This window comes from Henriciella marina (genome assembly GCF_027213945.1).
Taxonomy (GTDB): Bacteria; Pseudomonadota; Alphaproteobacteria; order Caulobacterales; family Hyphomonadaceae; genus Henriciella; species Henriciella marina_A.
The window spans coordinates 885,464-905,061 of sequence record NZ_JAPWGW010000001.1; the positions used below are offsets into that span (position 1 = coordinate 885,464).

The window sequence follows — 19,598 nt, forward strand, 5'->3', positions numbered from 1 at the left end:
TAAGTCGGGTATGAGCAAGCCATTCTGGGAAACCAAAAGCCTGACAGAGATGACCCCGCAGGAGTGGGAGTCGCTGTGCGATGGCTGCGCCAAATGCTGCCTTATCAAGCTAGAGGACGAAGATAGCGGTGACGTCGCCTATACGAGGCTGCACTGCAAACTCCTCGACGCCGATCTCTGCCGCTGCGCCGACTATGAGAACCGCAAGACAAAGGTGCCGGACTGCGTGATCCTGACCCCGAAATCTGTGTCAGAGCTGAAATGGATGCCGAAAAGCTGTGCCTATCGCCGCGTGCATGAGGGGCGCGGGCTGGAAGACTGGCACCATCTTGTCTGCGGTGACCGTCAGCGCATCCATGAAGAGGGCAAGTCGGTCATGGGCCAGACGGTGAGCGAGGAAACCGTCTTCGAGGAAGACCAGATCGACTGGATCATCGATTGGGACGGCAATCCGCCGGACTGATCGCCAGCCCGGCAAATTCCAAATCCTAGAGACGGCTTATGGCCCCTCTATCTCATGACCCTTGTCGCGCAGCAGGGTGATGACGCTATCAGGTCCTGCAAGGTGGCCGGCGCCAACTGCAACGAAGACGGTGCCCTTGACATCATCAAGGTAGCCCTCGATCTGCGGCACCCAGTTCTCATTCCGCTCAACGAACAGGGCGTCGTAGATGCTGTCGCCGCCGCCCGTATCCGGATTGGCGACCAGTACGCCGAGGCCCTCGACATCGCCGTCCCGCCACTCATCGACGACCTGGTCGAGGGTGCGGCTGGTGTCGCCGAGGGTGATTGATGTCTCGTAGAGATAGGCCGCCTGCGTGTCTTCGGGCAGCTCGTCAAAGATCGCGGCTTGATCGGCAGCGGTCTCCAAGAAGGCAAATTCCTTGCCGGCCGCTTCTGCATCGGCGATCAGAATCTGCTCGATACCGGCATTCGGGTCGAAGCCGTCCGACTGGAGTTGCAGGACCGAGAGGTTCACCGCCGCCATCCAGGGCTCCATCGGGTCGAAAGCGGAGACGGGAAGGCTGAGGCCGGCCAGCGCGCTTTCAAAAGCAGCCAGCACCGGGGCTGGCAACTCATTGCTGAGTGTGCGTCCATCCCCATAAAAGCCACGCGACAGGAAGTCGCGGGCCACCGCTTGCTGGCCTTCCTCGCTCACCATGTCGAGCTCAAGGACCAGAATATCGGCCTCGTTAAACTTTTCGGTGAACTCGTCCGTGCGCCATTCAAGGTCCGGGCGCATCAGGTGGACGGTGCCGAAGATATGGACCGTCGTGTCCTCGTCGGACATGGTCCAGATCGCGGGTGAGCCGTCTCCATTCGTCTCCTGTGCCAGCTCGAGGGCTTCATCGAACTCTGCCAGCAACTCATCTCGTGATCGATACTCAGCAGAGCTTTCGGGACTTGTGTCTTCGGCGCCCGTGCCGGTTTCGACGACGGCGGGCTCATCGCTCGTGGCAGCCTCATCGTTGCCAGACGGGCTACAGGCTGCGAGCGCGGCAAGGGCGACGGCGCTCAGGCCTGAAACGAAATGGAAGCTGCGGCTCATACGGGTGATCTCCTCAAGACGGGCGGCCTGCAATGCGGGCGACAGGCTGTACTACATGCCAACGGACACTGGCACAAAGCTGATTTGGCGTGTTTCGCAAAGATTGCACCTGCGGCCCCATTCGCATAGAGGGATTGGCAACGCACCTATAGCTCAGCTGGATAGAGCGCTGCCCTCCGAAGGCAGAGGTCACAGGTTCGAATCCTGTTAGGTGCGCCATTCACTCAAATTGTCGGTGGGATGTCTGGAGCGGATAGCGGGAATCGAACCCGCATCCTCAGCTTGGAAGGCTGCTGCACTACCATTGTGCTATATCCGCGCGCCAGAGGGCCACGAGATACTTCGGGGCGCGCCGCGATGCAAGTGAAGAGGCACGCGGATGGCAGTGAGGGCCGAATGCGTCCTGTGTGGCTTCGGGGGCAAATGCTGACCCTCAGCCGTGAGCGCCACCGGTGTGAGGTGTGAAACGCCGATACGGGGTCAGAACAAGAGGAAGCTCTGAGCGCGACCCATGTGAGGCGCAAAGCGCCGGTACGGAGAGGCGCGCAGCCTTGAGCATGCTTCATGTGACGAGCGGAGCGAGGATACGGAAGCAAAACTGGGGAATGGTGGAGGGGACAGGATTCGAACCTGTGTACGCTATGCGGGCAGATTTACAGTCTGCTGCCTTTAACCACTCGGCCACCCCTCCAGGGATTGCCTTGCAGCGTCGGTAATTGACGCTGCCGCATCGGACCGCCAAAAGGCTGTCATCAACAACCCGGTCGCTCCGAAGCGCGCTTTATAGGGATGAAGCCCATTCCACGCAACCATGAGAAACGGCGATTTGCAGCGCGATCTGCACCAGACCCAAGCGAGCCCCTCTGGCTCTGGGGGCAACATGCCGTAGAAGCCGCAATTTCCAACAAGAACAGGGTCATTCTGCGCTGGGTCGCGACAGAGAATGCGGCCAAGCGGACGGGGCTTACGGACGTTGAGGTCATGGACCAGAAGACGCTGGCCAAGCTGCTTCCCGATAATGCCGTGCATCAGGGGATCGCGATCAAGGTCCAGCCGCTGGAGCCTGTCGTGCTTGAGGATGTGCTGGCACGCCCTGATGCCCCGGAGCGTGTATGCGTGCTCGACCAGATTTCCGACCCGCATAATCTTGGGGCGATTTTCCGCTCGGCGGCCGCGCTCGGCATTGGCGGACTGGTGCTGCAGACCCGGCATACACCGCCGCTGACAGGCGTTGTGGCCAAAGCGGCGGCTGGCGCGATAGAGGCGGTTGAGGAAATCCGTGTCGTGAACATCGCCCGCGCGCTCGATGCACTGGGCGACGCTGGATATCATACGGTGGGTCTCGCAGGCGAGGGCACCGAAATGCTGGACGCCGCTGTTTCTGGCGCCCCCAAAGTGGCATTTGTGATGGGGGCTGAAGGTTCAGGCCTTCGCCCGGCAGTGGCCAAGGCGTGCGCCACGCTGGCACGTATCCCAATGGTGCCGGGCATGGAAAGCCTTAATGTTTCCAATGCGGCAGCGATTGCATTCTATGAAGCCATGCGGTCAAGAAAGGCCTGAAATGACACTTCTCGGACCGACCTCTCACACTTACTTTTCCCAGCGCCTGAAGCTGCATTATGCAGACTGGGGCAATGACGACGCGCCGCCGCTCCTCCTGGTGCATGGCGGGCGCGACCATTGCCGCAGCTGGGACTGGACGGCGGAAGCGCTTCGAAAGGACTGGCACGTCATCGCGCCGGACCTTCGCGGCCACGGCGACAGTGCGTGGTCGCCTGAAGGCAATTACAACATGCAGGCGTACATTTACGACCTTGCCCAGCTCATCCATCAGCTGAAGCTCGCGCCTGTCACCATTGTGTCCCATTCGCTCGGCGGGAATATTTGCCTGCGTTATACTGGCCTCTACCCGGAAAACGTCCGCAAGATCGTCGCGATCGAAGGCCTGGGGCCAAGCCCGAGCCGTCTCGAAGAGCGCCGGAAAACGCCGTGGCAGGATCATTTCCGCAAGATGATCGATGACAAGCGCGGCCTCGCCGGTCGCCAGCCAAAGCGCTATGACTCACTAGAGCAGGCCTATGCCCGCATGAAGGAAGAGAACAGCTTCCTGACGGCAGAGCAGGCACGCCACCTCACGATCAATGGCATCGCGCGCAATGAGGACGGGACCTATTCGTGGAAGTTCGACAATTACCTCCGCGTCTGGGAGTCGGTCGACATCACGCATGAGCAGGTTGCCGAGCTCTGGTCGAATATCAGTTGTCCGACGCTCCTGCTCTACGGCGAGAAAAGCTGGGCATCGAACCCGGCCGAAGATGGCCGGATCCAGCATTTCAAACATGCGGACGTGAAGATGTTCCCCGAAGCGGGTCACTGGCTACATCATGACCAGTTCGACCTCTTCATCGAGACGCTGCAGGATTTCCTTTAAACGACGACTGCGACGAGTGCGCGCTCACCCCTTTGCACGGGGGAGCTTGATGCCGAAGATGATGGCCATGGCCCGGGAAATGAAAGCTGTCGCCATGCCGGCAGCGAAGGCAATCGCCTCCGGCGCGCCCAGAGAAATTGCGGCGAAATAAACCGCAGAGCCGGCCAGCGCGCAGGTCGCATAGAGCTCTCCCTCCTTCAGTACCAGCGGCTCTTCGTTTGCGATGACATCGCGCAACAGGCCGCCCGCGCTCGCTGTTATCGCGCCCATGATGACGACGACGATGAAGCCGTGGCCAAGTGACATTGCCTTGGCGGCGCCTGTCACCGCAAAGAGGGACATGCCAACCGCGTCGGGCCATCGAAGCGCGCGGAACTGGCTTACAAAGCGGTAGAACAGGAAAGCGGTCAGCCCGCCCGCGATCGCCAACACAAGGGTGAGCGTATCCGATAGCCAGAAGACTGGCGCGCCGAGCAACAGATCACGCATCGTGCCGCCGCCGATCGCAGGCAGAAACGCCAGGACGATCACGCCAAGCAGGTCCATTTCCTTTCGCACGGCAAGCACGCCGCCAGAGATGGCGAACACGAACACGCCGAACCTGTCGGCAAAGGCAGTAAGGATCTCTGGGCTCATCGGGCGCCTTTTGACGGAGAAGCGCGCACGCGTCCAGCGTCTTGCCTGCATAGGGGCGCACATCGCCCAGTTGCGCGCCTGGAGCGACGCGTCTGCATAACCTCGATTAAGATTAGGATTAATCGTGGAATTTTCTTGCAACCTATGAGTGTGGGCTTGCGTAGGTGCGACCAGATGAGCGGCACGGACCGTCATCCAGATCGAGAACCGGTGCAGAATGCACCAGCGAAACAAGAGGTCAGAACGATTAGCCATGCAACAGGTACAAGAGGACAGATACACCACCAGGCTGAGCACGAAACCTGAGCAGATTGCCCGCCGCGACAAGGTCGTCTACGCCGACGGCCGAACCAATCCACCAATCGATCCATCGCTCATTCGCGATTTTGAGCGTGATGGTTTCATCGTGCTGGAGGATGTGTTTTCGCCCAAGGAAGTCGCCCGCATGCGCGGCACAGCGAACGAGATGCGCGATTATCCAGACAGCCTCGCCGATGAGACGGTCATTTCGGAGCGGGACAGCGGCGCGGTGCGTTCAGTCTTTGCAATCCATCGCCAGACCAGCGACTTCGATGTCGTTGCCCGCGACCCGCGGCTTGCTGATGTTGCCCGCTACATCCTCGATGATGAGGTCTACATTCATCAGTCGCGCCTCAACTATAAGCCGGCCTTCAAGGGTAAGGAATTCTACTGGCACTCTGACTTTGAGACCTGGCACGCAGAGGACGGCATGCCGAATATGCGCGCCCTGTCCATGTCCGTTATGCTGACGGATAATCACCCGCAAGCAGGCCCAGTCATGTTCGTACCGGGCAGCCATGAGACCTTTATCTCCTGCGTTGGTGAAACGCCTGACGATAATTACAAGTCTTCGCTGAAGCGTCAGGGAACCGGCATCCCGGATGCAGAATCCATTGCGGAACTGGTGGATAAGGGCGGCATCGTTGCCCCGGCTCCGAAGGCAGGTTCGGTCGTGATCTTCGACTGCAATACGCTGCATGCCTCGAATGGTAACATCACACCTTTTGAGAGGATGAACGCCTTCTTCGTGTTCAATGCCTGGTCAAACCGTCTGAAGGCACCGTTTGCAGCAAGGTCTGAACGTCCCGAGCATATTGCCCACCGCCGGGTGGAAGCCCCACTGGCGCCGCTTTCGAAAGTGACCGGTAGACTGTCCTAGACAGGCAGCACCGTCAGACGCCACGACGGCAAAAGGTTCAAGCCCGCAATGCCCCGGCCAGTATGACCCGGTGGTATTTGCGGGCGAACTTTGCCGGGATGTCCAGGAGACGATGCCGCCCCTCTAGCCGGGTCGCCAGCGACGCCGCTAAGGTTGCGAGCTTTTGCGGTCCAGACAGGGCTAGGGTACCAGCCCGAACTGGCGCCATATAGGTCGCCATCTGGCGCTTATAGCGGGTATCGCCAAGACCGAGATGAAGCTCCTTTACGTCTTCGCCAGCGCTCCATTGCGCGAGGCTGAACAGGAGGGCGAGGCCGGGCTTCAGCTTCGAATACGCGTCTTCATAGGCCGGGAACCAGTAATGCATCACCCTCTCTGAGCGCATACAGTAGGAGATGGCCGCGAGCTGCCCTTCAATGTGCAGCGTCGATAGCACGCCCCGCGCATCGCCGGCTCTTTGCTCTGCCAGTGTCTCTAGCAGACGACGCGGCCAATCCAGCGAGAAGAGCGGGAAGTGGCCTGACTGGTCATAGGCAATCTGCTTGAGTTCCAGCAACCGGTCGAAGGCAGCAGGGTCGGTTGCATCATGTGCGACGACTGTGCCTGGGTCATTCAGGAGCGCTTCGACTTTGCGGTGCTCACGCCTGAAATTGGATGACGCTGTCTGGCGCTCGTTCAGCCAGGCCTCATAACCTGCTGACAGGTCCATGACCTGATTGCCGTCGCCCATCTGGCCGTTGAGTCCATGGCGCTGCTGATTGGATGGCGTCGCAGTGAACGCATATCCGCCGACATGACGCGCAACGCTTCGTTGCTGAAGATCCAGCACCGTATCGGGGGCCGCGACGATACCATGAAGATCGTCCATTGGCCCTCCTACAGGTCGAGCCGTACCAAGCGGGCCGGGCCGAACAGGCCAGAATGCGAGCGGCCCGCTTTCGTCATGGAACTTCATTACTTTCACGCCGGGACGGGCGATCTCGGCAGCAGCAACATAGGAATGGGAAAAATACGGGCTCCACAGGCATGGATCAGCCGCCTGAAAGGATGACCAGGCCAGCCGGTCTGCCTCCGTCAGCTCAGCGAAATCGAGATAGTCCACGCGCGTGCCCATACAGTATGCTTAACAGCCAACCGGTTAAGGTCGGCAAAACCGAAGCGACGAATTTTCTGGATGAGGCAGGGATTCAGGCTGGCCTGGAAGGCGCTGGAGCGGGTGAAGGGAATCGAACCCTCGTCTTAAGCTTGGGAAGCTTCTGCTCTACCATTGAGCTACACCCGCATGTCGCGCAAAGTTTACAGAAGAACTCGAGCGACAATTCCGGAATATAGCGAATTTCTTGAAACGCTAGATGTTTGGCACAGGTTTCTGACTATCGGTTGGCAAGCAGGACAAGTCCAATGAAGATTCGCGAGCGCGTCGAATATGCAACAAAGCCTGACCCACTTGTCTGCGGACCTGACGAATCCGTGCTTTCAGCCGTCAAGATGATGTCGGAGCGAAATTACGGTGCGATTGTCGTGACCGATTCGCAACGATCAGTACTCGGACTCGTGACTGAGCGGGACGTTTTGAGAAAGCTCGTTGCGGGTGAGAAGAGCCCACTCGACACCAAGGTTTCCGATATCATGACCACTGAGGTCCGGGTCGCAAAAGAAGATGACAATCTCATCGACTGGCTGCGGATAATGTCGAATGAGCGGTTCCGCAGACTCCCGATTGTCGACGAACACGGCAAGCTGACCGCGATCATGACGCAGGGCGACTTCGTTTCCTACACTTGGCCGGACCTGGTCAACCAGGCGGTCACCCTGACCAAATCGACCATCGGTGGTGCCTACCAGATATTCCTGATCCTTGGCGCAGTTCTGCTTTATACTGTCGTCGTTGCAGGCCTGTTCAGCCTCGTCCTTTAGCAAATCAACGACGGATGCCTCCAATCTGCGCGAGCGCATGAAACCCGCCGCTTGTCATGCCGGTGTGCAGGACTAAGCTCCTGCTCCATGGCGCATACGACATTGATAGAGCAGAAATTTCGTGACCCCTTTGTCACCGCGAAGGGCGAGACGCGCGGGTCTGTCGACTGGCGCGGGCTGAAGACGCTCTGGCTGAATACGGGCACGCTCTGCAATATCGAATGCCGCAACTGCTACATCAAAAGCTCTCCGAAGAATGACGATCTCGTCTATCTCACCCTCGCTGACGTCGTGCCGTTTCTGGATGAGATCGACGCGCTCGGCGAAGGCGCAAAGGAGATCGGCATCACCGGGGGTGAGCCCTTCATGTGTCCGGACATCCTGGCGATCATGGAAGAGGTGCTGGCACGCGGCCACTCGTTGCTCGTTCTGACCAATGCCATGCGCCCGATGATGCGCGCGAGAATCCGCGAAGGGCTGCTCGCCCTCACTGAGCGGTATGGCGACAGGATCACGATGCGCGTTTCGATGGATCACCACTCGCATACCCTTCATGATGCCGAGCGCGGTGCGGGCAGTTTCGAGATTGCCTGTGAAGGACTTGCATGGCTCGCCGCGAACGGGTTTGCGGTCGCCATTGCGGGCCGACAGGATCTTGCCGAGAGCGAGGATGAAGCCCGCCTTGGCTATGGGGCGTTGATCGAACGGCTTGGCCTTCGCATCGATCCGGCTGACCCCAAGACGCTCGTTCTGTTTCCCGAAATGATCGAGAATGACAGCCCGCCAGAAATCACAACGGCCTGCTGGAGCATTCTTGATGTCGATCCGGGCGACATGATGTGCGCCAGCCAGCGCATGGTCATCCGGCGCAAAGGTGCAGGTCGCGCCACCGTGACGGCCTGCACCCTGCTTGCCTATTCGCCCGAGTTTGAGCTTGGGGGCACGCTGGCCGCCGCGACTGAAGGCTCTGTTCAGCTGAACCACCCCTGGTGCGCGACTTTCTGCGTTCTGGGCGGGGCAAGCTGTTCAGCCTGAGCGGCCTATTCAGCCGCCTTTGAAACCGGCGCGTCCGGGTCCTGGAAGACTTCTTCGATCGACTTGCCGAACAGGCGGGCAATGGCGAAGGCTAGCGGCAGGGACGGGTCATACTTGCCCGTCTCGATGGCATTCACCGACTGACGAGAGACGTCCAGCTGTTCGGCCAGCGCCGCCTGGCTCCAGCCCCGTTCGGCGCGAAGGGTGCGGATGATATTCTCCATAAACCGCCCCGTCAGACCGTTTTGCCGGTCAGGCTGTCCCAGCAATAGGTCAGCCCGTAGGCGAGGAAAAAGAAGGGACCGAACCAGAAGACATTGAGGCCTGGTATCACCTCCCAGAGCTGGAAGCTTCCCACCACCCAGATGGCGCTCATCGTGATCGCCCCGCCTTTTGCGAAAGCCTGAAGTTGGCGCATCCTTGTATATTCGTCGGTCTCGTCTGAATGGCGCAGCATTAGCCACATGATGAAGACGAGCGGCGCACCCGTCAGGATCGCCAGTACCGATGTCATCCAGACCGGGGAGGTGTCCTTGTCGACCAGTATGGCCCCGCCAATGCAGGCGGTCACATAGGCGATGATCGCCGGCCAGTAGAGGCGTTTGTATCTCTTGCGGGCGGCGTTGAATCCAACTTGCTGGGCCATTGGGGCCTCCACTTGTTTAAAGGTGTCGTGTGGGAGTGATCAGGCGCGAAGTGCCAGAATACCGGCAGCGTTCTTGCCTTCAGCCAGTGAGGCGCGGAGCATCTGCGCGGTCATCGTCTTGTAGAGGATGAAGAAGCCCGGCATCGCATAGACAGGGATCGCTTCGGCCGGGATCCAGCCCATCTGCGCGATCAGGTTCTGGAAAATGATCATGCCAATAGTGAAAAGACCGGCCTGAACGCTGGTCACCCTGTCGATGGCTCTGTCGAACTCATCGTCGCGGCGGTACTTCCTGAGCATGAATGCAAAGGCGCCAAGCGTGCCAGCAAGTACGCCGACGCCGCCCCACTGCACTGTGAGTGTCTCGCTTTCGATCATCCGTGCGGCGACAGCACCTGTGGCGCACAAGCCAAGCCCGCCAAAAATGCGTGCCCAGAATTTTCCGAGTTCGAGGTCCTGTTTTTCTTCCTGCATTTCAAGCTCCAGACTTGTCGTGTTTCCTTGACACTATGACAAGGAAGCTTGTCAGTCAAGTGTCCTTGACAAATTTCCGACTTTCCCAATGGCGGGGCAGGGTATAGGACAGCCCACCCATGGCGCTCGCTCCTTCTCTCCACGTCTTCAGGCACCGTGCATACCTGCATTTCTGGGTGATGCGGGTGTCGATCGCGGCGGCGCGCCAGATGGAAGCCATCACGATCGGCTATCAGGTCTATGACCTCGCCCGCAGGCCCGCGGAAACGGGCGGGCTTGGCTGGAGCATTGAGGAATCGGCCTTCCTGCTTGGCCTTGTCGGCCTCGCGCAGTTCGTGCCGGTGCTCCTGCTCTCGCTTGTCGGGGGACAGGCGGCAGACCGGCTCAACAGGAAGATGATCCTCATCGTGTCAAACACGGTGCGGGTATTGCTCTCCTTCGGCCTGCTCGCCTCGGTCTTCCTTCCCGCATCGAACGCGCTTCCGATCATCTTTGGCGTTGCGATCATGCTAGGTTGCGTGAACGCGTTTACGCCCGCCGCCGCCAACTCGCTTTTCCCGCGCCTTGTGCCGCGCAAGGAACTGCCAAACGCGATCGCCTGGAATTCGCTTGGCTTCCAGACCGCCGTGATCGTTGGGCCTGCTGTCGGCGGACTGATCTATGGCTTCTTTGGTGCAGCCACGGTGTACACCGTCGCCATCATTCTCGCCTCCTTCGCCATTCTGGCCATCGCAACGGCCAAGACCCCGCCGCATGAGAAAGTCCTGAACGTGCGCGGCTGGTCGATGGTGTTTGAGGGGCTTGGCTATATCCGCCGCAACAAGATCGTTCTCGGCGCGATCTCGCTGGATCTTGTCGTTGTCTTTTTCGGCGGCGCAAAGGCGCTTCTGCCGGTCTTTGCGCGCGACATCCTTCATGTCGGGCAGGAAGGCCTCGGCATCCTTGCTGCGTCGCCCGCCATCGGTGCGGCGACTGTCGCCTTCATCCTCGCGACACGGCCTCTGACCAGAAACACCGGCCCATGGATGATGTGGGCGGTTGGCATCTATGGCGTCGCGACGCTGGTCTTTGGCCTTTCGCCTTACTTCTTCCTCTCCATGGCGGCGCTTATAGTGACGGGCGCGGCCGATGAGATTTCCGTGTATGTCCGCGCCTCGCTGATCCAGTTGGCGACACCAGATGAAATGAAGGGCCGCGTGTCCTCGGTCTCCTTCATTTTCATCTCGGCCTCGAATGAGCTCGGAGAGTTTGAGAGCGGTGTCGCCGCAAGGCTTCTCGGCCCTGTCGGCGCTGTCGTGTTCGGTGGCTGCGCAGCGATCACCACTGCGCTTCTGTGGACGCGGCTTTTCCCCGATCTCGCCCGCGCGGACCGGTTCGAGAATATCGAGGAACAGGCTGTCAGCGAAAAACCGCCAGCCAGCGCCTGAGCGCTATTCTGCAGCGACCTTTGCCTGCGCCGGAACGCTTTGCGCGCCGCGCACCAGCCGTCCTGGTTTTGCCCCGGTCGGGTCACCGTCGCGGTAGATCGTCTGACCCGCTACGATGGTCGCGGTATAGCCGCTGGCCCGCTGCATGAGGCGGCGTCCATTGGCTGGCAGGTCCCGAAGAATGACCGGGCGGTGCAGGGTCAGATTGTCATAATCGATGACATTGAGGTCCGCGCGGTAGCCGGGCGCGATCAGCCCGCGATCATGCAGGCCGATCCAGTGGGCCGTGTCCGCCGTCTGGCGCTTCACGGTCCATTCCAGCGAGAATTTCGGCCCGCGTGAGCGGTCACGCGTCCAGTGGGTCAGCATGCTGGTCGGGAAAGAGCCGTCGCAGATCATGCCGACATGCGCGCCGCCATCTGACAGGCCCGGAATGGTCGCCTTGCTGCTCAGCATTTCATAGGACGGGTCGAGCGAGCCGTTCGCATAGTTGAGGAAGGGCAGGTAGAGCATGCCCCGCCCGTCATCCTCAAGCAGGATATCGAGCGCGGCTTCCTCATTCGTGATACCGCGCGCCTTGGCGATGGCTTCAACCGTGCGGTCGGCTTCGGGCTCATAGTCCGGCACGGCATCGAGGGTGAAGAGCTTGCCGAAATTGCGCAGCAGGCTTTTCACGAACGGATTGTTCGGGTCCGGCTTGGACGAGAGCAGGCGCGCGCGGAAGTCCGGATCGCGCAGGGCAGCGACTTTCTTCTGAAGCGTCTTGTCCTTGATCTCCTGATAGACCGGATGGGCCGTGAACGGGTTCATGGTGAGGTCGAGGCCTAGGAGAACACCAACAGGGCGGCCGCAGACCTGCGCCCGCATCGGAAGGCCGTCATCGACGGCCTCCTCAATAGCACCCAGCAGGACCCGCCAGCCCTCTGGCGCAACATCGGACTGGGCGAGCGAGACAGAGAGCGGGCGGCCTGTCCGCTCCACGATACGGCGCAGCATGGCCGCTTCCTTCTTCGGATCGTCAAAGTCCGACACGAATTGAAGCACGCCTTTTCCAGCTTCCTTGAGCGCCATGCCGATGCCGGTCAGCTCTTCTTCGCTGGCGGTCAGCGTCGGCGTGGGTTGCCCGTCGGAGGTGCGGTGGTTGAGCGTGCGTGAGGTCGAAAAGCCAAGCGCGCCTGCCTCAACGGCTTCGCGGGCAAGCTTTGCCATGGCGGCGATATCGTCCGCTGTGGCTTCCTCACGATTGGCGCCGCGCTCGCCCATGACGAAGACACGAAGCGCCGCGTGTGGGAGCTGGGCACCGAAGTCGATGTCGAAGCTCTTGTTCGACAGGCTGGAGAGATACTCCGGAAAGCTTTCCCAGTCCCATGGAAGACCGGTGGAAAGGACCGGGAACGGGATGTCCTCCACACCCTCCATCAGTCGGATGAGTCGGTCGTGATCCTGCTCGCGGCAGGGCGCGAACCCGACGCCGCAATTGCCCATGATCGCAGTGGTGACGCCGTGAATGGAAGATGGTGTCAGCGTGTCGCCCCAGGTGACCTGCCCGTCATAATGGGTGTGCACATCGACAAATCCGGGGGTGACGATTTCGCCCTTCGCATCGATCTCCTCACGGCCTTTGGCAGGCACGCTACCGACGCTGGTGATCCGGCCAGCATCGATTGCAATGTCAGCTTCCCGGCCGGGCGCTCCCGTTCCGTCGACGACGAAACCATTGCGAATGACGAGATCGTGGGTCATGGGCGTTCCTCCGTTTGGCCCGCTCTGATGGCGGGCCTGACTGGATCGAGAGAAACGCCCCTGACGCGTGGTAAGTCAATCGGGACAACAGTCCCAATCAGGAATTAGGCGGCTGGGCAGGTGCCCGCTTCTTCCATGCTGTTGCCGATGCGATCAATCACATCGCCAATCATGCGAATACCCGCTGTGGTGCCCTGTGAGGCTTCGCTCTCCATATTCAGCATCGCGTCGCTCATCATGCGGCCCACAACTTCCTCGGCCCCTTCACCGCTGGCTTGCATGCCGTCTGCGACTTCTGCCAGCGTTGTTAGCATTTGCGCGCGCTCATCTTCCGGGCTGTTGTCGATGACGTCGACGAAGCAGCCACAGAAGCCTTCGGTGTCGGTGCCCATATCGACGAAATTCTCCTGGGCCTCAGGATCGCTTGCGAGGATCAGGCAGTCGGCTTCCAGCTCAGCAGTAGCACTTGCTGCAGGGGTCTCGGTCTCCTCGACTTCCTCAACAACCACCTCTTCGGTCGCATCCATTTCCGCCGGATTTGTGTCCGTGTCGCTACCGCCGCAGGCGGTAAGTGCGAGACCGGCAATCGCTGCGCTGATTATCTGGTATTTCATGGCGTAAGCCCCGTAATGTTGGAAAGACCTTGCAACCCAAAAGCCAAGCGAACGGCTTGTCCAGAGAATTCAGGCCGTCAGGTAAAATGCTTGGACAATTTCAGGCGCTGGCCCTGATAGTTGCTCGATTTCCCGCCATAGAGCGCGGCAGGGTCACCCGCCATGTCTTCATAGACGAGCTTTGCGACCGGTTGCCCGTGCTCGAGAATGAAAGGCACATCGCGCGAGCGGACTTCAAGAACAGCGCGCGACCCACCCGCATTCGTCCCGAAGCCAGGATCGAAAAAGCCGGCATAATGGGCGCGGAATTCACCCAGCTCCGGCGCGACCGGCGCCATTTCTGCGGCCTGTCCCGGCGCCACGCTGACGCTTTCGCGCGAGGCGAGGATGTAGAAATCCTCCGGGTTCAGGACCAGCCGCCCCTTATGCGGGAAGAGCGGCTCCCAATAGTCGGCGACTTCATGGCCGCCAATGGCCCGAAGGTCGATCAGCCCGGCATGATGCTTTGCGCGCCAGCCGACGGGTTTGCCATCTGCGGCCTCCATGTCGATGGAGACGATCAGGTCGCTGACATTTTGCGGCTTGCCGCGGCGAAGACGCAACTGGGCGAGCCGGTCACCGGGGCGGGCAAGGATGGAATAGGTGCGGGGGCTGATTTCCAGCCAGAGCGGGCCGTCATAGCCTTGCTGAATATCGTCGAACGCATTCGCGCGGTCAGTGACGAGTCGGGTGAAAACATCGATCCGCCCGGTGGAGCTTTTGGGGTTTGCGCGCCCAGAAATACCCGCGGGGAGGCGTACCGTTTCCATGAGCGGGACGAGATAGACGCAGCCTGTTTCCAGCACAGCGCCGGCATCGGTCAGCGGGATTTCATGCAGCGCCAGGCCCGGCTCTTCCAGCACGTCGCTGACCCGACGGCGGTCCCCCGGCAGGAAGCTCGCCCGGATGCGATAGGCGACGGTGCCGAGCCGAAGGTCGAGGCTGGCAGGCTGGATCTGATCGACGTCCAGCGGTTGGTCAGCGCTGATCGAGCCTTTCTCGAACAGCTCTTTCAATTCCCCGTCGGGCAGGACGCCCTGTCTTGGCTCAACCATGCCTTGATCCTTTTCCGTCAAGAGGCTTAAGACGGACCGCTCATGTTTGGAAGGATGAAGTCCATGGCGGCTGAAGATGGCAAGGACTGGAAGCCAGCGACGAAACTCGTCCGCGGTGGCACGATGCGGTCCGAGTTCGGAGAGACCTCCGAAGCAATCTTTCTGACTTCCGGCTATGCGTATGACAGCGCCGAGCAGGCTGCGCGTCGCATGTCCGGCGAGGAAGAAGGCTATGTCTATTCGCGCTATGCGAACCCGACCGTCCGCATGCTGGAAAACCGCCTCGCCATGCTGGAAGGGGCTGAGACAGCCCGGGTCACCGCGTCCGGCATGGGCGCGATTTCGTCTGCGCTGATTGCGCCGGTTGGGCAGGGCGACCGCGTTGTGGCGGCGAGTGCGCTGTTTGGCTCGTGCCGGGTCATCTGCCAGACTATCCTGCCGCGCTACGGGGTGGAGACCGAATTCGTTCAGGGCTCTGATCTCGATGCCTGGAAGAAAGCGCTGTCGCACCCGGCCAATTATGTTCTCATCGAATCGCCGTCGAACCCGCTTCTCGAAGCCGTGGACATCGCCGCAGTAGCAGAGCTCGCGCACAAGGCCGGCGCCAGGCTGATCGTCGACAATGTGTTTGCCACGCCGATCCTCCAGCGCCCGCTTGAACTTGGCGCGGACATCTCTGTCTATTCGGCGACGAAGCATATGGACGGGCAGGGCCGCGTTCTGGCTGGCGCGATCCTCGGTCCGACCGACTGGATGGAAGAATTCATCGATCCATGGCTCCGCCATACAGGCCCTGCCGCCTCGCCTTTCAACGCCTGGGTTGTCCTCAAAGGGCTCGAGACGCTCGACCTGCGCGTGCGCCAGGCCAGCAAGAATGCGGCTCGGCTCGCCGATGCCATTGCCGGGCATGAAAACGTCGCCGCCGTCCGTTATCCGGGCCGCAGCGACCACCCGCATTACGCCGTCCATGCCAAGCAGATGGAAGAAGGCGGCACGCTGATCGCCTTCTCCGTCAAAGGCGGACGCCCTGAAGCCTTCCGTGTGCTGAATGCGTTGAAACTGGTCGACATCTCCAACAATCTCGGCGACACGAAATCGCTGGCCTGTCATCCGGCCTCGACCACCCATCGCGCGCTCAACGAAGAAGAGCGCGCCTCCATGGGCCTTGATGAGAGCTGGATCCGCATTTCCGTCGGTCTTGAAGATGCTGGCGACCTTGAAGCGGATATTCTCTCCGCCCTTTCGGTAATGAACGGATAGGCTGGGGGCCCAACGCATATGGCATCGTCTCAAAAGGCCCTCCGCTATGAAGCGGTGACAGACGGCATGAAGATCGCCGTCACGCCGAAATTCCTCGATGAGGAATCGGCGCCAGCGAAGGGGCGCTTTGTCTGGGCCTACACGATCGAGATGGAAAACGGGTCCGACACGACCTGGACGCTCACGCTTCGCCACTGGGACATCATCGACAGTTCTGGCAGGCGCCAGACGGTCGATGGCGAAGGCGTGGTCGGCCAGACTCCGCGGCTCGTGCCTGGCGACACGTTCCGCTATTCGTCCGGTGCGCCGCTGGCTGCCCCCTCCGGCATGATGAGTGGCAGCTATACGTTCGTATCCGATGACGGCGTCGAATTTACTGCCCGTGTGCCGGCCTTCTCGCTGGATAGTCCGTATGACCGGGTCCGTCCAAGCTAGGCCTTTTCCCGTCGAAAGACGGTGACGCGCGCGTCGAAACACTGCTAGAGCGCCTCTCATGGGTTTCCGCGATTTCCTGCTTCTCTTCGCCGTCTGCTTCGTCTGGGGGCTGAACCTTGTCGTGACCCGCTGGGTTGTCGCAGATGCGGCCGTGCCACCTGTCTTCTTTGCGGCTGTCCGCTTTGCCGGGATTGCGCTCGTCCTCATACCGTTCCTGTTTCCAGCGCCGAAGCAGATGCTGACCCTGTTCGCTATCTCAATGTGTATGGGGGCGGTCCATTTTGCGCTTCTCTTCATGGGGCTCGCCAATGCTGAAGCGAGCGCGGTCTCGGTTACCGGGCAGCTGGGCGTGCCGTTCGCCACACTGATGAGCATGGCTTTTCTTGGCGAGAAAGTCGGCTGGCGGCGCGGGCTCGGCATCATGCTGGCCTTTGCTGGCGTTACCCTCATCGCCTTTGACCCGGAGAGTTTCTCGGTCAGCTTCGGCCTCGTCTATGTGATCATCTCTGCTTTCGTCGGCGCGTCTGGCGGCATCCTGATGAAGAAGATGGCCCCGATCAGCGCGCTGCAGCTTCAGGCCTGGCTTGGCCTGTTCAGCTTCGGGCCACTCCTCATCTTCTCCTTCCTGACAGAAGGCGGACAGGTTGAGGCATTTGTCGGCGGGGGCTGGCTCGTCTGGATTGCGACCGTCTTCGCCGTGCTCGGCGTCAGTGTCTTTGGTCATGGTGCCTATTATTATCTCATCAAGAAGTACGACATTTCTCTCCTCTCGCCGCTGACGCTGATGACGCCGATCTGGGGCGTGGTCCTTGCGGTCAGCCTGCTCGGCGAACCGCTTACCTTGCGTCTCATTGTCGGGGCGGCGATCTCGCTTAGCGGTGTGTTCGTGATCGCGCTTCGCCGGAACAAGTCCCTGCCAGAGGCGGCGCTGCCCGAGAAAGCACGTGTCGCGAAATGAAGATCACGCGTCTCTCCAGCCCGAACTTCAATGATCGCCAGTTCCCGCTCGACATGCTGGTGCTGCACTATACCGGAATGGAAACTGGCGACGCGGCGATTGAGCGTCTCTGCGACAAGGAGGCTGGCGTCTCTGCCCATTATGTCGTGCGTGAGACCGGCGAAATCCTGCAGCTGGTCGATGAAGACAAACGGGCATGGCATGCGGGCGTTTCCAGCTGGCAGGGCGATGAAGACCTCAATTCCCGCTCCATTGGGATCGAGATTGTGAATGGCGGACATGACTGGCCCGCGAGCGATGGCAGCCTGCCGGACTATCCGGATGCGCAGATCGAAGCTGTCATCGCGCTGTCGAAAGCGATCATAGCCCGCTGGAATATCCCCGCGGACCGTGTCGTGGGTCACAGCGATATCGCGCCGGCCCGAAAGGCGGACCCGGGGGAGCATTTCCCCTGGCAACGTCTCGCCGAGGCGGGTATCGGCCTGTGGCCTTCCGCCATTGGCGCGGAAGTTCAGCCCTCTGAACGGTCACTTCGCTCCATTGGATACGATATCGGCGATCTTCCCGCTGCTATCACCGCCTTTCAACGCCGCTGGATGCCTGACCGCATCGACGGCGCTGACGACGAAGACATGCGCGCCATGGCGGCGGCGGTTGTGGCCGCCTATTCAGCGGTCTGATCGGGCTCACCCAGAGCCAAATTGTTCTGCGGCTCTTCTGTCTTCGGTGGTTCTTCAGAGAGCAGTTTCGACCATTCGACGCTGAGCGCGGCCCCCAGCAGCAGGGATGAGACCGACACGACCAGCCAGATGAAGCCGAGGATCACCGAAGCAAGTGCGCCATAGAAGGTGTCGAGCACCGATATGCGCAGGTAAAGGTGATAGGCCCAGGTCGCGATGCTCCAGCTGAACGCGCCCGCCGCCGCGCCCAGCATCATGGAGCGGCCCGAATTGATGCGGCCATGAAGTGAGAGCGAGATGATCAGGTAGAAGATCACAAAGCATGCAACGAACTTCCCAAGCCAGAGCTGGGCAGCAAACCTGGAGATGTCACGGGCCAGAGAGAAGGCGATGAAGCCTTCGCGTTCAGTGGCAAAGGACATCAGAAGCTGCAGCGCGCCAAGCAGCCAGACGATCAGGATGAGCATCGTCGTCATCAGCAGTGATACGCCCTGAAAGCGGATGATGTTTGAGCGCCGCTCACTCCCCGCGACCATACGGATGCCGGTAATGGCGGCTTTGGCCCCGGATGTCGCGGTATAAAGCACAATAAGGATCGCACCTATCGCCCGGATGGTGAGGCCCTGCGGCGTAGAGTCCCGGATCGTGGCAAGGTCAGCCTGCTGTAGCGGGGCGACGGCAGAGGTCAGCACCTGATCCACCGTGTTCGACAGCGCGCCCGAAAGGTCGTGCGGCAGAAGTGAGAAGAGCAGGGTGAGCGTCAGATAGATGAGCGGGAAAATGGAAAAGAGCGCGTAGAAGCTGATCCCGCCGGTCACGATCCGGACTTCCGGACGCGAAAGCCGGACGATCGCGCGCCAGAGCGGAAGGAGGATCCACTCCCGCATGAATTGCGGCATTGGCAGTTTTGTCAGCCAGGCCTCCATCGGGCTCCCCTGCATAGGCTGCATCAATCGGCGCAGCATGAAGCAGCCGAACGCAGTGCGCCATAGTTTCCTGCCGCCATAAGCGATTTCCGTACGCTCTGCCCGCTTCATGAATCTTTGACGACGATATCACCATGTGCAGGCTAATGCCGATAATCCGAGGATCTTACACATGATCTGGCGGGGGAGAACATTCTGGCGTATAGGGGCGCCCTGACCAGACGGCCGGGCAGTCGCTGGCATGGCTCACAAGGCCATGCTGGAGGAAAGTCCGGGCTCCATGGAAACAAGGCGGCGGATAACGTCCGCCCGGCGCAAGCCGAGGGAAAGTGCCACAGAGAGCAGACCGCCCCGGACCTGATCCGGGGTAAGGGTGAAAGGGTGGGGTAAGAGCCCACCGCGGGGGCGGTAACGTCCCTGGCATGGTAAACCCCGCCTGGAGCAAGACCGAATAGGGGGTGCGCATGGGCCGTTTCCAGCCCGCGCCCCGGGTGTGTCGCGTGAGGGTCCTGGCGACAGGGCTCCCAGAGGAATGACTGCACAGGCGCCGCAAGGCGCTGGACAGAACCCGGCTTACAGGCCGTCTGGTCAGC

The 19,598-nt window shown here is 60.6% G+C and carries 21 protein-coding genes, 4 tRNA genes and 1 other RNA gene; 13 read left to right on the top strand and 13 right to left on the bottom strand.

Features of this window, described 5'->3' with window-relative positions:
* Nucleotides 1-10 precede the first annotated feature (10 nt).
* A complete protein-coding gene (locus O4G74_RS04535) occupies nucleotides 11-463 on the top strand; it encodes a YcgN family cysteine cluster protein (protein WP_269401465.1) in 453 nt (150 codons plus the stop codon).
* A 36-nt stretch (nucleotides 464-499) separates the two neighbouring features.
* Here the strand turns inward: O4G74_RS04535 and O4G74_RS04540 are convergent, their stop codons facing one another.
* Nucleotides 500-1,549 (bottom strand): TraB/GumN family protein, encoded by a 1,050-nt coding sequence (locus O4G74_RS04540; protein WP_269401466.1) that lies wholly within the window; start codon nucleotides 1,547-1,549, stop codon nucleotides 500-502.
* 142 nt (nucleotides 1,550-1,691) lie between these two features.
* On the opposite strand from O4G74_RS04540, the gene O4G74_RS04545 reads away from it, so the two are divergent.
* Nucleotides 1,692-1,768 (top strand) — tRNA-Arg (locus tag O4G74_RS04545).
* Nucleotides 1,769-1,794: 26 nt separating this feature from the next.
* Here the strand turns inward: O4G74_RS04545 and O4G74_RS04550 are convergent.
* Nucleotides 1,795-1,868: transfer RNA gene (locus tag O4G74_RS04550), tRNA-Gly, on the bottom strand.
* A gap of 287 nt (nucleotides 1,869-2,155) precedes the next feature.
* Nucleotides 2,156-2,240: transfer RNA gene (locus O4G74_RS04555), tRNA-Tyr, on the bottom strand.
* A gap of 98 nt (nucleotides 2,241-2,338) precedes the next feature.
* Between O4G74_RS04555 and O4G74_RS04560 the strand changes: the two genes are divergently transcribed.
* Nucleotides 2,339-3,109 (top strand): TrmH family RNA methyltransferase, encoded by a 771-nt coding sequence (locus O4G74_RS04560; protein ID WP_269401467.1) that lies wholly within the window; start codon nucleotides 2,339-2,341, stop codon nucleotides 3,107-3,109.
* 1 nt (nucleotide 3,110) lies between these two features.
* A complete protein-coding gene (locus O4G74_RS04565; RefSeq protein ID WP_269401468.1) occupies nucleotides 3,111-3,980 on the top strand; it encodes an alpha/beta fold hydrolase in 870 nt (289 codons plus the stop codon).
* A 24-nt stretch (nucleotides 3,981-4,004) separates the two neighbouring features.
* On the opposite strand, the gene O4G74_RS04570 is transcribed toward O4G74_RS04565, so the two are convergent.
* Nucleotides 4,005-4,616 (bottom strand): trimeric intracellular cation channel family protein, encoded by a 612-nt coding sequence (locus O4G74_RS04570; protein ID WP_269401469.1) that lies wholly within the window; start codon nucleotides 4,614-4,616, stop codon nucleotides 4,005-4,007.
* Between the two features lie 253 nt (nucleotides 4,617-4,869).
* On the opposite strand from O4G74_RS04570, the gene thpD reads away from it, so the two are divergent.
* Nucleotides 4,870-5,796 (top strand): ectoine hydroxylase, encoded by a 927-nt coding sequence (gene thpD / locus O4G74_RS04575; RefSeq protein ID WP_269401470.1) that lies wholly within the window; start codon nucleotides 4,870-4,872, stop codon nucleotides 5,794-5,796.
* A gap of 37 nt (nucleotides 5,797-5,833) precedes the next feature.
* Here thpD and O4G74_RS04580 read toward each other — a convergent pair whose 3' ends face one another.
* Nucleotides 5,834-6,910 carry a GNAT family N-acetyltransferase gene (locus O4G74_RS04580; protein ID WP_269401471.1) on the bottom strand — a complete coding sequence of 359 codons (1,077 nt, stop codon included), beginning with the start codon at nucleotides 6,908-6,910 and terminating at the stop codon, nucleotides 5,834-5,836.
* A gap of 94 nt (nucleotides 6,911-7,004) precedes the next feature.
* Nucleotides 7,005-7,078 (bottom strand) — tRNA-Gly (locus O4G74_RS04585).
* A gap of 119 nt (nucleotides 7,079-7,197) precedes the next feature.
* Between O4G74_RS04585 and O4G74_RS04590 the strand changes: the two genes are divergently transcribed.
* Entirely contained in the window at nucleotides 7,198-7,713 is a 516-nt protein-coding gene (locus O4G74_RS04590; RefSeq protein ID WP_269401472.1) for a CBS domain-containing protein, read from the top strand.
* Between the two features lie 87 nt (nucleotides 7,714-7,800).
* Nucleotides 7,801-8,748 (top strand): radical SAM protein, encoded by a 948-nt coding sequence (locus O4G74_RS04595; RefSeq protein WP_269401473.1) that lies wholly within the window; start codon nucleotides 7,801-7,803, stop codon nucleotides 8,746-8,748.
* Nucleotides 8,749-8,753: 5 nt separating this feature from the next.
* On the opposite strand, the gene O4G74_RS04600 is transcribed toward O4G74_RS04595, so the two are convergent.
* Genes O4G74_RS04600 through O4G74_RS04610 form a run of 3 tightly spaced genes read right to left on the bottom strand, consistent with a single transcriptional unit; the run spans nucleotide 8,754 to nucleotide 9,868 of the window.
* Nucleotides 8,754-8,972: a helix-turn-helix transcriptional regulator gene (locus O4G74_RS04600; RefSeq protein WP_269401474.1), complete on the bottom strand. Its 219-nt coding sequence runs from the start codon at nucleotides 8,970-8,972 to the stop codon at nucleotides 8,754-8,756.
* 11 nt (nucleotides 8,973-8,983) lie between these two features.
* A complete protein-coding gene (locus O4G74_RS04605; protein ID WP_269401475.1) occupies nucleotides 8,984-9,394 on the bottom strand; it encodes a hypothetical protein in 411 nt (136 codons plus the stop codon).
* Between the two features lie 39 nt (nucleotides 9,395-9,433).
* Nucleotides 9,434-9,868, bottom strand: coding sequence for a hypothetical protein (locus tag O4G74_RS04610; protein WP_269401476.1), 435 nt, complete (start codon nucleotides 9,866-9,868; stop codon nucleotides 9,434-9,436).
* Between the two features lie 119 nt (nucleotides 9,869-9,987).
* Here O4G74_RS04610 and O4G74_RS04615 point away from each other — a divergent pair, with 119 nt between their 5' ends.
* Complete coding sequence (locus O4G74_RS04615) at nucleotides 9,988-11,295, top strand: MFS transporter (protein WP_269401477.1); 1,308 nt, start codon at nucleotides 9,988-9,990, stop codon at nucleotides 11,293-11,295.
* A gap of 3 nt (nucleotides 11,296-11,298) precedes the next feature.
* Here O4G74_RS04615 and O4G74_RS04620 read toward each other — a convergent pair whose 3' ends face one another.
* The 3 genes from O4G74_RS04620 to O4G74_RS04630 all read right to left on the bottom strand — a co-directional run bounded on the left by O4G74_RS04620 (nucleotide 11,299) and on the right by O4G74_RS04630 (nucleotide 14,746).
* Entirely contained in the window at nucleotides 11,299-13,038 is a 1,740-nt protein-coding gene (locus tag O4G74_RS04620) for an N-acyl-D-amino-acid deacylase family protein (RefSeq protein ID WP_269401478.1), read from the bottom strand.
* A 104-nt stretch (nucleotides 13,039-13,142) separates the two neighbouring features.
* Nucleotides 13,143-13,652 (bottom strand): hypothetical protein, encoded by a 510-nt coding sequence (locus O4G74_RS04625; protein ID WP_269401479.1) that lies wholly within the window; start codon nucleotides 13,650-13,652, stop codon nucleotides 13,143-13,145.
* Between the two features lie 77 nt (nucleotides 13,653-13,729).
* Nucleotides 13,730-14,746, bottom strand: coding sequence for a 2'-deoxycytidine 5'-triphosphate deaminase domain-containing protein (locus O4G74_RS04630; RefSeq protein WP_269401480.1), 1,017 nt, complete (start codon nucleotides 14,744-14,746; stop codon nucleotides 13,730-13,732).
* A 63-nt stretch (nucleotides 14,747-14,809) separates the two neighbouring features.
* Between O4G74_RS04630 and metZ the strand changes: the two genes are divergently transcribed.
* The 4 genes from metZ to O4G74_RS04650 are packed head-to-tail and all read left to right on the top strand — an operon-like array spanning nucleotide 14,810 to nucleotide 18,079.
* On the top strand, nucleotides 14,810-16,006 hold the full coding sequence (gene metZ / locus O4G74_RS04635; RefSeq protein WP_269401481.1) for an O-succinylhomoserine sulfhydrylase: 1,197 nt from the start codon (nucleotides 14,810-14,812) through the stop codon (nucleotides 16,004-16,006).
* A gap of 18 nt (nucleotides 16,007-16,024) precedes the next feature.
* Nucleotides 16,025-16,441 carry a Co2+/Mg2+ efflux protein ApaG gene (gene apaG / locus O4G74_RS04640; RefSeq protein WP_269401482.1) on the top strand — a complete coding sequence of 139 codons (417 nt, stop codon included), beginning with the start codon at nucleotides 16,025-16,027 and terminating at the stop codon, nucleotides 16,439-16,441.
* A 58-nt stretch (nucleotides 16,442-16,499) separates the two neighbouring features.
* Nucleotides 16,500-17,399, top strand: coding sequence for a DMT family transporter (locus O4G74_RS04645; RefSeq protein ID WP_269401483.1), 900 nt, complete (start codon nucleotides 16,500-16,502; stop codon nucleotides 17,397-17,399).
* Nucleotides 17,396-18,079 (top strand): N-acetylmuramoyl-L-alanine amidase, encoded by a 684-nt coding sequence (locus O4G74_RS04650; protein WP_269401484.1) that lies wholly within the window; start codon nucleotides 17,396-17,398, stop codon nucleotides 18,077-18,079. Before O4G74_RS04645 ends, O4G74_RS04650 begins: the two co-directional genes overlap by 4 nt.
* Here O4G74_RS04650 and O4G74_RS04655 read toward each other — a convergent pair.
* Complete coding sequence (locus tag O4G74_RS04655; protein WP_269401485.1) at nucleotides 18,064-19,116, bottom strand: YihY/virulence factor BrkB family protein; 1,053 nt, start codon at nucleotides 19,114-19,116, stop codon at nucleotides 18,064-18,066. The genes O4G74_RS04650 and O4G74_RS04655 overlap by 16 nt on opposite strands.
* A 106-nt stretch (nucleotides 19,117-19,222) precedes the next feature.
* Between O4G74_RS04655 and rnpB the strand changes: the two genes are divergently transcribed.
* Nucleotides 19,223-19,597, top strand: an RNA gene (gene rnpB, locus O4G74_RS04660) — RNase P RNA component class A.
* The last annotated feature ends 1 nt before the right edge of the window (nucleotide 19,598 follow it).

Coding starts and splice junctions, on each gene's coding strand:
- O4G74_RS04535 (WP_269401465.1), top strand. CDS start 11: ATGAGCAAGCCATTCTGGGAAACCAAAAGCCTGACAGAGATGACCCCG.
- O4G74_RS04540 (WP_269401466.1), bottom strand. CDS start 1,549: ATGAGCCGCAGCTTCCATTTCGTTTCAGGCCTGAGCGCCGTCGCCCTT.
- O4G74_RS04560 (WP_269401467.1), top strand. CDS start 2,339: ATGAAGCCCATTCCACGCAACCATGAGAAACGGCGATTTGCAGCGCGA.
- O4G74_RS04565 (WP_269401468.1), top strand. CDS start 3,111: ATGACACTTCTCGGACCGACCTCTCACACTTACTTTTCCCAGCGCCTG.
- O4G74_RS04570 (WP_269401469.1), bottom strand. CDS start 4,616: ATGAGCCCAGAGATCCTTACTGCCTTTGCCGACAGGTTCGGCGTGTTC.
- thpD (WP_269401470.1), top strand. CDS start 4,870: ATGCAACAGGTACAAGAGGACAGATACACCACCAGGCTGAGCACGAAA.
- O4G74_RS04580 (WP_269401471.1), bottom strand. CDS start 6,910: ATGGGCACGCGCGTGGACTATCTCGATTTCGCTGAGCTGACGGAGGCA.
- O4G74_RS04590 (WP_269401472.1), top strand. CDS start 7,198: ATGAAGATTCGCGAGCGCGTCGAATATGCAACAAAGCCTGACCCACTT.
- O4G74_RS04595 (WP_269401473.1), top strand. CDS start 7,801: ATGGCGCATACGACATTGATAGAGCAGAAATTTCGTGACCCCTTTGTC.
- O4G74_RS04600 (WP_269401474.1), bottom strand. CDS start 8,972: ATGGAGAATATCATCCGCACCCTTCGCGCCGAACGGGGCTGGAGCCAG.
- O4G74_RS04605 (WP_269401475.1), bottom strand. CDS start 9,394: ATGGCCCAGCAAGTTGGATTCAACGCCGCCCGCAAGAGATACAAACGC.
- O4G74_RS04610 (WP_269401476.1), bottom strand. CDS start 9,868: ATGCAGGAAGAAAAACAGGACCTCGAACTCGGAAAATTCTGGGCACGC.
- O4G74_RS04615 (WP_269401477.1), top strand. CDS start 9,988: ATGGCGCTCGCTCCTTCTCTCCACGTCTTCAGGCACCGTGCATACCTG.
- O4G74_RS04620 (WP_269401478.1), bottom strand. CDS start 13,038: ATGACCCACGATCTCGTCATTCGCAATGGTTTCGTCGTCGACGGAACG.
- O4G74_RS04625 (WP_269401479.1), bottom strand. CDS start 13,652: ATGAAATACCAGATAATCAGCGCAGCGATTGCCGGTCTCGCACTTACC.
- O4G74_RS04630 (WP_269401480.1), bottom strand. CDS start 14,746: ATGGTTGAGCCAAGACAGGGCGTCCTGCCCGACGGGGAATTGAAAGAG.
- metZ (WP_269401481.1), top strand. CDS start 14,810: ATGGCGGCTGAAGATGGCAAGGACTGGAAGCCAGCGACGAAACTCGTC.
- apaG (WP_269401482.1), top strand. CDS start 16,025: ATGGCATCGTCTCAAAAGGCCCTCCGCTATGAAGCGGTGACAGACGGC.
- O4G74_RS04645 (WP_269401483.1), top strand. CDS start 16,500: ATGGGTTTCCGCGATTTCCTGCTTCTCTTCGCCGTCTGCTTCGTCTGG.
- O4G74_RS04650 (WP_269401484.1), top strand. CDS start 17,396: ATGAAGATCACGCGTCTCTCCAGCCCGAACTTCAATGATCGCCAGTTC.
- O4G74_RS04655 (WP_269401485.1), bottom strand. CDS start 19,116: ATGAAGCGGGCAGAGCGTACGGAAATCGCTTATGGCGGCAGGAAACTA.